This window comes from Mesorhizobium intechi (assembly GCF_002879535.1).
Lineage (GTDB): Bacteria > Pseudomonadota > Alphaproteobacteria > Rhizobiales > Rhizobiaceae > Mesorhizobium > Mesorhizobium intechi.
The window spans coordinates 1-9,183 of the sequence record NZ_PNOT02000115.1; the positions used below are offsets into that span (position 1 = coordinate 1).

Genomic DNA, 9,183 nt, shown 5'->3' on the forward strand with positions numbered 1-9,183 from the left:
ACGGTAAGGCGGCTCAAGCGTTCTCATTTTCGAAACACCGCAAGTGACGGTGTTCGAAACCGGCGCACCAGCGCCCACGGGAGCGGGAACCATGACCTTAGGCACAATACTTATCATCCTTCTTGTCCTCGCGCTGCTTGGCGGCTTTAGCGGGCTCGGCGGCGGACCGTTCTATGGAACCGGCTACTATGGCGGCGGCGGGCTCGGGCTTGTGCTGCTGATCATCATCATCCTCGTCGTGCTAGGGCGCATCTAGCGTCCTGCAAGCCGCGGGGATGATCGCAATCTCGTGATGATGTCGCGGCCGGGACGCACCGGATTGTGATGCAAGCCATCCGGCTTGTGATCCGCCGTCACGCGCGACTGGGGTATGGTGATTTCGGTCCACACCCCCCGTGGAAACAAGAGGAGAGGGTCCCACCCCTTCATCCTCCTCCAAGGCCCGCCCCGGGTATGCCGGAGCGGGCTTTTGCGTTCGGGCCGAGGGAGCCGGCCTGCGTCGGGGCGATGTTGGAACAGTTCTTACGCCACGCGGCACCCCAATGCCTCGATGGTGGCGGGTCCGAGCCCCTTGCCTGGCAAGTCGTCGGCGACCTTGCGCGATGCCGTTGTCAGATCCAGTCAGTCTCCAATCACTCCCGGCGGCCTTGATGGCGTTGGTCTGCGACATTCAGCGCCGGCCAATCATGTTGCTCCCTTCGACCCGGAACCTACCACGCTACCGGGACCAAAGGCGGCCTGTTTGACCTGTCTCGCACCAGCATTGACAGGAGGTTTACAGCCATGTATTGAACAGGACTATACAGGTTCACTGAACAGGTATGCATATGATGCGACGCGTGTCTCAACTGTCTCCCGGCACCGGCAAGCCTGAGCAGATCGCGACCGTTCTGGAACATGAAATCCGTTCCGGCTTACTGGGCTTCGGCGACCGCCTGCAAAGCGAGAACGAACTTGTCCAGCGCTTCTCCGTCAGCCGCAACACCGTCCGCAAGGGCCTCGAGGAACTGTCCAGCCGCGGACTGATTACCACCAAGGTCGGCATTGGCTCCTTCGTCACCTTTGACGGCAAGCCGGTCGACGATGCCATCGGCTGGTCGCGGGCGTTGGCCAATGCCGGCGCCAATGCCGAGACGAGGACGCTGCGGCTGGAGGTCATCGAAGACGCCGATCTCGCTGCCTTGCTGGAGATCGAAAGCCCCTTCTTCATCGCCGTCGACCGTGTGCGCACGAATGCCAGCGACGGCCACGCGATTTCCATCGAGCGCAGCCGCCTGCCGCTATCGCCGGAGCTTGAGGATGTGCCGCTGCGCGGCCTGCGCGAAGGATCGCTGCACCAGACGCTGCGCGGCGCCGGCCTCATTCCCGACCATGGCGAGGAATGGGTCGGCATCGAGATGCTCAACGCCGAGGACGCGGCCATCCTGGGCTGCCCGCAAGGCACGCCCTTCCTGCGCGGCCGCCGGCTGACGCGCGCCGCCGACGACCGGCCGATCGAATATGTCACCAGCCTGCTCAATCCCGCGCATTTCGCGCTGCATATGAGGTTCTGAGCGATGCCGGACATGCTTGATCGAGCCATGGGCGCCCTTATGGGCGGGGCGTTGGGAGACGCGCTCGGCATGCCGACGCAACTCCTGTCGCCGGCGCGCATTGCCGAACTCTACGGCCATGTCGACGATTTCGTCGCGCCGTTCGCCGATCATCCCGTGTCGAAGGGCCTCGCGGCCGGCACAATCACCGACGATACCGAACAGGCGCTGCTTCTCGGCCGCATCCTGGTTGTTTCAGGCGAGCGCTTCGATCATACGCGATGGGTCAATGCGCTGCTCGACTGGGAGCGTGAGGTCAAGGCGCGCGGCAGCTATGATCTGCTGGGGCCGTCGACCAAGCGCGCGATCGATGCCATCAACAATGGTCTGCCGGCCGAGGAAGCAGGGCGCAGCGGCGACACCAATGGGGCTGCGATGCGCATCGCGCCGGTTGGCATCATGATGCCGCTTGAGCCGCTCGATGCATTCGTCTCCAAGGTGGCAGAGACCTGCCGCGCCACGCACAACACGTCGATCGCCATAGCCTCGGCCGCAGCGGTCGCGGCCGCCGTCAGCCGTGGCGTTTCCGGCGGTGCCTGGCGCGCCGCCTCCGACAGTGCCGTCGCGGCGGCGAGGCGAGGGGCGACACTTGGCCATTGGGTGACCGGCGGCGACATCGCCTCGCGCATCGTCTGGGCGCAGGATCTGGTACGCGGCAAGGCGACGGGGGATGCGATCCGGCTGATCACCGATCTGGTCGGCACCGGCGTTGCCAGCCAGGAATCGGTTCCGGCCGCCTTCGCGGTGCTGGAAGTCGCCGGGGGCGATCCCTGGCAAGCGGCTTTGATCAGCGCCAATCTCGGCGGCGACACCGACACGATCGGCGCCATCGCCGCCGGCATGGCTGGCGCCTGCACCGGCTTTTCACAGTTGCCGCGGCAACATATTGCCCGGCTTGTCGGCATCGACATGTCGGAAGTGCGCGCGCTTGCCGCCGACCTCGTGGCGGCAAGGGTGGCGAAGACCGGCAAGGACGCGGCGGCATGAGCGGGCGCCTCGTCCATATCGGCAGCGCGGTGGTCGATTATGTCTACCGCATCGACGCCTTGCCGGCGCCGGGCAGCGAGAAGACGGCATCGAGCTTTGCCCAGGTCGCCGGCGGCGGCTTCAACATGATGGTCGCGGCCAGCCGCACCGGCATGACAGTGGTGTTCGGCGGCCAGCTCGGCAGCGGGCCGAACGGCGATTTCCTGCGCGCCGCCTTCGCCGCGGAAGGCATCGAGACGCTGACGCCGCCATCGCTTGCGATGGACAGCGGCAATTGCGTCGCCATGATCTCGAGCGATGCCGAAAGAACTTTCGTCTCGTGGCCGGGTGCAGAAAGTGTGCTCACCCTCGACATGATGGCGCCCGTATCGGTGGCGCCGGGCGATTGGGTGTTCACCTCTGGCTATACGCTGAGCTATGCGGGCAGCCGGGACGCGCTCACCGGCTGGATCGAGGCGCTTCCGGCGCAAACGCCGTTCGTCTTTGACCCGACGCCGATCGTTTCAGACATTCCGCGTCCCATCCTGTCGCGGGTGCTTGCCCGCACCACATGGCTGAGCTGCAACGCGACGGAGGCGGCCGAGATTGCCGGCCCTGGTGACGTAGAGGACCTCGCGGCGCGGCTGCTTGCCGACCATTGCCCCTTGGCGGCCGGTGTCGTCATCCGCTCGGCGGCCAGGGGCTGCCATGTCACGCTGGCCGACGGCACGTCGCAGACCATTGCCGGGTTCAAAGTCGCGGCAGTCGATACCAACGGCGCCGGCGATACCCATATCGGTGCTTTCGTCAGTGCGTTGGCGCGCGGTGTGCCGCCCTTCGAGGCGGCGCGCTACGCCAATGCAGCGGCCGCCATTTCGGTCACCCGCCATGGCGGCTCATCGGCGCCGACCGATGCCGAAATCCAGACTTTCCTGAGCCAGGCCGACGCGACCAGCAAGCCGGGCCAGGACCAGAAGGCCCATCAGACAGCCTGACAAGCCCCGCCAAGCGGGCAAACAAAGAGAGGAACCAACATGCGCATGCCGAGATTGACTGCCCTGCTGACGGCGACCGCCGTCTTCACCACCGCACTCACGCTGGCCGCCAATGCCGCCGAGGTGCATGTGCTCAACTGGAAAGGCTACGGCGCCGACGAACCGTGGGCGGTCGCCGCCTTCGAGAAGGCGACCGGCAACAAGGTCGTCAACGACTTCTTCAATTCCGAACAGGAAATGCTGACCAAGATCCGGACCAATCCGGGCCTCTATGACGTCGTCATGATCAACGCCGCCTTCAACGACCAGGCGATGTCGGAAAAACTGATCCAGCCGATCGATATCTCGAAACTGCCGAACTATGCCGACATCAGCAAGGACAAGGCCGGTTCGCCGATGCTCGACCATGACGGCAAGGTCTATGGCGTGCCATGGGTGTGGGGCCTGACCGCGCTCGCCATCAATGAAAAATCCTTCGACAAGCCGCCGACGTCGATCGCAGAAATGTGGGATCCCAAGCACAAGGGCCGCGTCGTTATTCGCGACGACGCCGTCGAGGCGGTGCAGTTCGGCGCCATCGCCACGGGCCAGAACATCAACGACATCAAGGACATGGATGCGGTCAAGACGAAGCTGACCTCGCTGATGCCGCAGATCAAGACGTTCTGGAGTTCGGAGAACGACTGGAACCAGATGGTCGCCTCCAACCAGATCGACATCGGCACCTATTGGAGCGGCTCGGCCGACCGTGCCAAGACCCACTTCAAGCTGCCGGTTTCACTGGTCATTCCGCGGGAAGGCGCCGTCGCCTGGCTGGATGCCTTCTCCATTCCGGTCGGCTCCAAGAATGTCGAAGGCGCGCAGGCCTTCATCAACTGGATGATCGACCCGAAATTCTACGTCGAGTGGGTCACCAAGGTCGGCGCACCGGTTTCCGCCAACACCAAAGCGGTGGAGGCGCTGCCGCAGGATGCCTTCAACCGCAAGGTGATGGGCGATCCCGAGGTCGCCAAGCGCATCCAGTTCCAGGCGCCGATAACCGATGCCCAGCGCGAGGCCTATCTGGCGCTCTGGCAGCAGCTCAAGGTCGACGTGAAATAGACCGCGCGTCTGGACCAGCCGGCGGCTCGCGCCGACTGGTCCTTTCAATCCCGGGGAGGAGGGTCTTATGGCAGTACGGGGAGCGGTCGCGTCGCGCAGCGGACTAAGGTCGGCTCTGCCACTGCTGGCGCCGGCCTATCTCTGGCTGACAGTGGCGATCTTCCTGCCGCTGTCGGCCATGGTCTTTTTCTCGTTCATGACCGACCTGCCGCTATCGGGAAAGCCCTGGGCTTTCACGCTCGGCAACTATGCCGCCTTCTTCTCGCAAGGCCTTTATCTCACGCTGCTGCTCGCCTCGCTGCGCCTCGGCCTCGAAGTGACGTTGTGGTGCGTCGTCATCGGCTATCCCGCAGCCTATGTGCTCGCCAAGGTACTGAGGGGGCGTAGCCGCGAGGCGATTTTCCTGCTCGTCATCCTGCCGTTCTGGTCGAACGGGCTGGTGCGCATCTTCTCCTGGGCGATGGTTCTGCGCGAGGGCGGCATCCTGGATACGGCGCTCAACGCCGTGCTGCCGTTCAGGATCAACATCGATCTGATGTATTCCTACCCGGCCGTCATCATCGGCCTGGTGCACTCCTATGTGCCCTACATGGTGCTGACCTGTTATCTCACCTTGCAGGCGATCGACGACTCGCTGATCGAGGCCGGGCGTTCGCTCGGCGCCTCGCGGCTGCAGGTGCTGAAGCGGGTGATCATCCCGCTGTCGATGCCCGGGCTGGTGGCGGGGGCGGCGCTGATCTTCGTTCCCGTCGTCGGCTCGTTCATGGAGCCGCGCATCCTCGGCGGCCGCACCGGCACCTTCTATGGCACGGTGATCGAGGACCAGTTCGTCGCCGTGTTCAACTGGCCGCTGGGGGCCGCGCTGTCCTTTATCCTGCTCGCCGTCGTGCTGGTCATCCTGGCGGTCGCCTCGCCGGTGTTGCGAAGGGCCGCGTGATGGCGACGACCCGCATCCTGGAAGCGCTTGGCCGCCTCTACATCGGACTGCTGCTCGCCTTCCTTTATCTGCCCATCATCATCATGGCGCTGATGTCGTTCAACGTCTCGCCCTTCTACCAATTGCCTTTCGAATGGACGACGGAATGGTACGCCTCGCTGTGGCAGAACGACCAGCTGATCGCGGCGACCTGGAACAGCCTGGAAATCGCGGTCATCACCACGCTCACCAGCGTGGTGCTCGGCTCGGCGGCGTCACTGGCGCTTTACCGCTACGAATTTCGCGGCAAGAAGGTTCTGCAGGCGCTACTCTTCCCGCCGATAGCCATTCCGTGGCTGATCACCGGCACGGCGATGCTGATCTTCTTCTTTGGCGTCGGCATCGGACGCGGACTGTTCGCCATTCTGCTCGGCCATGTTGCGCTGGCGCTGCCCTATGTCATCGTCGTCGTTTCGGCGCGGCTGCAGACCTTCGCGCCTGAACTGGAGGAGGCGGCGCGCTCGCTCGGCGCCAATCAGTGGCAGGTCACAGTTCGTGTCACGCTGCCCTGGATCATGCCGGGCGTCATTGCCGGCGGGCTGTTTGCCTTTGCCGTGTCGTTCGACCAGTTCGTCGTGTCCTACTTCCTGTCGACGCCCGGCCAGACGACGCTGCCGGTCGAGATCTATGCCGCGATCCGCAAAGGGTTCACGCCCGAGATCAATGCGGTCTCGACCATCATCATTGTCGTGTCGATGGCGCTGATGCTGCTCACGGCGCGCTTCTTCAAATTCGGCGGAGAGAAATAATGGCCGGCGTGCAGGTATCTGATGTCTCGCGCATTTTTGGCGCGCACAAGGCGCTGGACGATGTCACCATCGATTTCGCCGATGGCGGCTTCTATGCACTGCTCGGTCCGTCGGGCAGCGGCAAGACCACGTTGCTCCGGCAGATCGCCGGCTTCGATTTCCCTGACTCCGGCCGCATTTCCATTGGCGGCGAGAGCGTCGAGCGTGTGCCGGTCGAGAAGCGACGCATCGGCATGGTCTTCCAGAACTATGCGCTGTTCCCCAATATGAGCGTCGCCGACAATGTCGCCTTCGGCCTTTCGGTGCGGGGCGAGGCCAAGGCAGTGATTGCGACCGAAGTGCAGCGCGCGCTCGACCTCGTGCAATTGGCCAAGCTCGGCGTCAGGCGTCCGCATCAGCTTTCCGGCGGCCAGCGCCAGCGCGTCGCGCTGGCGCGCGCCATCGTCACCAAGCCGCGCGTGCTTCTGCTCGACGAGCCGCTCGGCGCGCTCGACAAGGCGCTGCGTGTCGACATGCAGATCGAATTGAAACGCATCCAGCGCGAGATCGGCATCACCACCATCTTCGTCACCCATGACCAGGAAGAAGCGCTGACGATGAGCGACCGCATCGGCATCCTGCGCGACGGCAGGCTGGTGCAGGAAGGGCCGCCGGAGGAGATCTATGACAGGCCGAAAAGCGAATTCGCCGCCACCTTCCTGGGCGACGCCAACATCTTTCGCGGCGATACGACCGGCAACGGCATCCGCCTGCCGGACGGCACGGCTATTGCCGCGGGCGCGGGCGCGACGCTTGCCGCCGGCACCAAGGCGAGCTGCGCCGTTCGGCCCGAGCGCATTCGTATCGGCACCGATACCGGGGCTGCGGATGGCGATGCGAACATGCTGAAGGGCCAGGTCTCCAAGCGCATCTTCGCCGGCAACAACAGCACCTATTTCGTCGAGCGTGCCGGCCAGACGCTGAAGGTGATCGTGCAGAACACCGGCGCCGACAGGCTGGCGGAAGGGCAGGATGTGGTGCTGCGCTGGTCGCCGGAAAGCACGGTGTTGATTGCTGCGACCTGATCCTCGCTCCGGCTCTTGCCAGAAGGGGGACAATAGGGAAAAGCATAGCCGGACATAAGTCCGGAGCATTCCGATGACGCTAGAATTGACTGTGCGCGACCGATCCGTGCTCGACGGCGAGCAAGGCCCATCGGCAGCCGCCGCCATGAAAATCCTGGTCGCGTTCTCCAACGCCATCGGCGCATGCGGCCTGCTCGACATCAGCGGTGCTCATATCGACGGCTGTCTGTATCACGGCAAGGCCGGGCTGGATTTCGTCGAACGGCTGGTCGAGGGCGGTGGGCGGGTGCAGGTGCCGACGACGCTCAATGTCGGCTCGTTCGACCTCATCCATCCGGGCATGGTGAAGATGCCGGCCGCGGAAGAGGTGCCGGCGCGGCGGCTGATGAAGGCGCATCTGGAGCTCGGTTGCCAGGCGACCTTCACCTGCGCACCCTACCAGACGCGGTTCCGACCTGAATTCGGGCAACAGATCGCCTGGGGCGAATCCAACGCCATCGTCTTCGCCAATTCGGTGATCGGCGCGCGCACCAACCGCTATGGCGACTTCATCGATTTGTGCTGCGCCATGACCGGACGCGCGCCGGCCTGGGGCCTGCATCTCAGCGAAAACCGGCGCGGCCGCATCCTGTTCGAACTGGACATCGGCGAGGCCGAACCGATCGACAGCCTGTTCGTCGGCATCGGGCTGATCGTCGGACAAGCCAGCGGCGACCGCATTCCGGTCATTGCCGGCCTGCCGCAGCCGCGCGACGAGGATCAGCTGAAGGCACTTGGCGGGGCGGCCGCGACGACCGGCGCCGTGGCGTTGTTCCATGCGGTGGGCATCACCCCGGAAGCCAACACGCTCGACGAAGCGTTTCACGGCCACGCGACGGATGAGACGATCCGCATCACCCGGGCAGACATCGATCATGCGCTGTCCAGATTGTCCGGAGTGGCCGACGGGGCGCCGCTCGCCGCCGTGTCGCTGGGCACGCCGCATTTCTCGCACGAGGAGTGGACGCGCCTGTTGCCCATGCTGCGCGAGGCAGCGCCCGGCAAAGGCATCCCGATCTATGTCAACACCGGACGCGCGACGCTGACGCGGTTGCAGGAGGAAGGCGCGCTGGCCGGCATGGAGGCATTCGGCCTGATCCCGGTCGCCGACACGTGCACTTATGTCACCTCCATCCTCGAGCGCCTCGACGGCGTGGTGATGACCAATTCCGGCAAATGGGCGCATTACGCGCCGGGCAATATCGGCGTGACCGTCGCCTTCGCAGAGATGAGGGATTGCATCCGCTCCGCGGCGGCCGGACATGTCGTGCGGGGTGCCTCATGACGCAGCCGGTTCCAAAGCACGGGGCCGATAGGCTGGGCACTTTCCAACTCGCCGGTGAGGCGGACGGCCTGGCTTTGGTGTTCTCGCACCCGCTCAGCTTCTGGGGCGGCATCGACGCGGAGACGGGGGAAATCATCGACCATTCGCATCCTGGGCTGGGCCAGAATGTCGCCGGCAGGATACTCGTCATGCCAAGCGGACGAGGGTCGTCCTCCTCATCCTCTGTGCTGGCCGAAGCGATCCGCCGGGGCACCGCGCCGGCCTGTATCCTTCTGGAGCGGCCGGATCCGATCCTGGCGGTGGGGGCCATTGTCGCCGAGTTTCTCTACGACATCCATATGCCGCTTGTGGTCTGCGACATTGCGGGGATCGTTTCCGGCGACCGGATCGCGGTCCGTGTCGGCGGGGCGGGCAAA

General features: G+C 64.7%; 10 protein-coding genes. All 10 read left to right on the forward strand.

What is annotated here, in order from left to right:
- The first annotated feature begins 91 nt into the window (after positions 1-91).
- Entirely contained in the window at positions 92-256 is a 165-nt protein-coding gene (locus C1D09_RS10550; protein ID WP_095774020.1) for a DUF3309 family protein, read from the forward strand.
- Between the two features lie 571 nt (positions 257-827).
- The gene (locus tag C1D09_RS10555; protein ID WP_143974204.1) at positions 828-1,553 is read left to right on the forward strand and encodes a GntR family transcriptional regulator; all 726 of its coding nucleotides are present in this window, start codon (positions 828-830) and stop codon (positions 1,551-1,553) included.
- A gap of 3 nt (positions 1,554-1,556) precedes the next feature.
- Positions 1,557-2,579 (forward strand): ADP-ribosylglycohydrolase family protein, encoded by a 1,023-nt coding sequence (locus tag C1D09_RS10560; RefSeq protein ID WP_143974205.1) that lies wholly within the window; start codon positions 1,557-1,559, stop codon positions 2,577-2,579.
- Positions 2,576-3,553: a PfkB family carbohydrate kinase gene (locus tag C1D09_RS10565; RefSeq protein WP_143974206.1), complete on the forward strand. Its 978-nt coding sequence runs from the start codon at positions 2,576-2,578 to the stop codon at positions 3,551-3,553. The genes C1D09_RS10560 and C1D09_RS10565 overlap by 4 nt, the downstream gene beginning before the upstream one ends.
- 39 nt (positions 3,554-3,592) lie before the next feature.
- Positions 3,593-4,654, forward strand: coding sequence for an ABC transporter substrate-binding protein (locus tag C1D09_RS10570; RefSeq protein WP_143974207.1), 1,062 nt, complete (start codon positions 3,593-3,595; stop codon positions 4,652-4,654).
- A 67-nt stretch (positions 4,655-4,721) separates the two neighbouring features.
- Complete coding sequence (locus C1D09_RS10575) at positions 4,722-5,591, forward strand: ABC transporter permease (protein WP_143974208.1); 870 nt, start codon at positions 4,722-4,724, stop codon at positions 5,589-5,591.
- A complete protein-coding gene (locus tag C1D09_RS10580; RefSeq protein WP_143974209.1) occupies positions 5,591-6,379 on the forward strand; it encodes an ABC transporter permease in 789 nt (262 codons plus the stop codon). The genes C1D09_RS10575 and C1D09_RS10580 overlap by 1 nt, the downstream gene beginning before the upstream one ends.
- Positions 6,379-7,443, forward strand: coding sequence for an ABC transporter ATP-binding protein (locus C1D09_RS10585; protein WP_143974210.1), 1,065 nt, complete (start codon positions 6,379-6,381; stop codon positions 7,441-7,443). Before C1D09_RS10580 ends, C1D09_RS10585 begins: the two co-directional genes overlap by 1 nt.
- A 73-nt stretch (positions 7,444-7,516) precedes the next feature.
- Positions 7,517-8,767, forward strand: coding sequence for an aconitase X (locus tag C1D09_RS10590; RefSeq protein ID WP_143974211.1), 1,251 nt, complete (start codon positions 7,517-7,519; stop codon positions 8,765-8,767).
- The coding region (locus C1D09_RS10595) for an aconitase X swivel domain-containing protein (RefSeq protein ID WP_143974212.1) at positions 8,764-9,183 on the forward strand (420 nt) is incomplete at its 3' end. The genes C1D09_RS10590 and C1D09_RS10595, both read left to right, overlap by 4 nt.

Coding starts and splice junctions, on each gene's coding strand:
- C1D09_RS10550 (WP_095774020.1), top strand. CDS start 92: ATGACCTTAGGCACAATACTTATCATCCTTCTTGTCCTCGCGCTGCTT.
- C1D09_RS10555 (WP_143974204.1), top strand. CDS start 828: ATGATGCGACGCGTGTCTCAACTGTCTCCCGGCACCGGCAAGCCTGAG.
- C1D09_RS10560 (WP_143974205.1), top strand. CDS start 1,557: ATGCCGGACATGCTTGATCGAGCCATGGGCGCCCTTATGGGCGGGGCG.
- C1D09_RS10565 (WP_143974206.1), top strand. CDS start 2,576: ATGAGCGGGCGCCTCGTCCATATCGGCAGCGCGGTGGTCGATTATGTC.
- C1D09_RS10570 (WP_143974207.1), top strand. CDS start 3,593: ATGCGCATGCCGAGATTGACTGCCCTGCTGACGGCGACCGCCGTCTTC.
- C1D09_RS10575 (WP_143974208.1), top strand. CDS start 4,722: ATGGCAGTACGGGGAGCGGTCGCGTCGCGCAGCGGACTAAGGTCGGCT.
- C1D09_RS10580 (WP_143974209.1), top strand. CDS start 5,591: ATGGCGACGACCCGCATCCTGGAAGCGCTTGGCCGCCTCTACATCGGA.
- C1D09_RS10585 (WP_143974210.1), top strand. CDS start 6,379: ATGGCCGGCGTGCAGGTATCTGATGTCTCGCGCATTTTTGGCGCGCAC.
- C1D09_RS10590 (WP_143974211.1), top strand. CDS start 7,517: ATGACGCTAGAATTGACTGTGCGCGACCGATCCGTGCTCGACGGCGAG.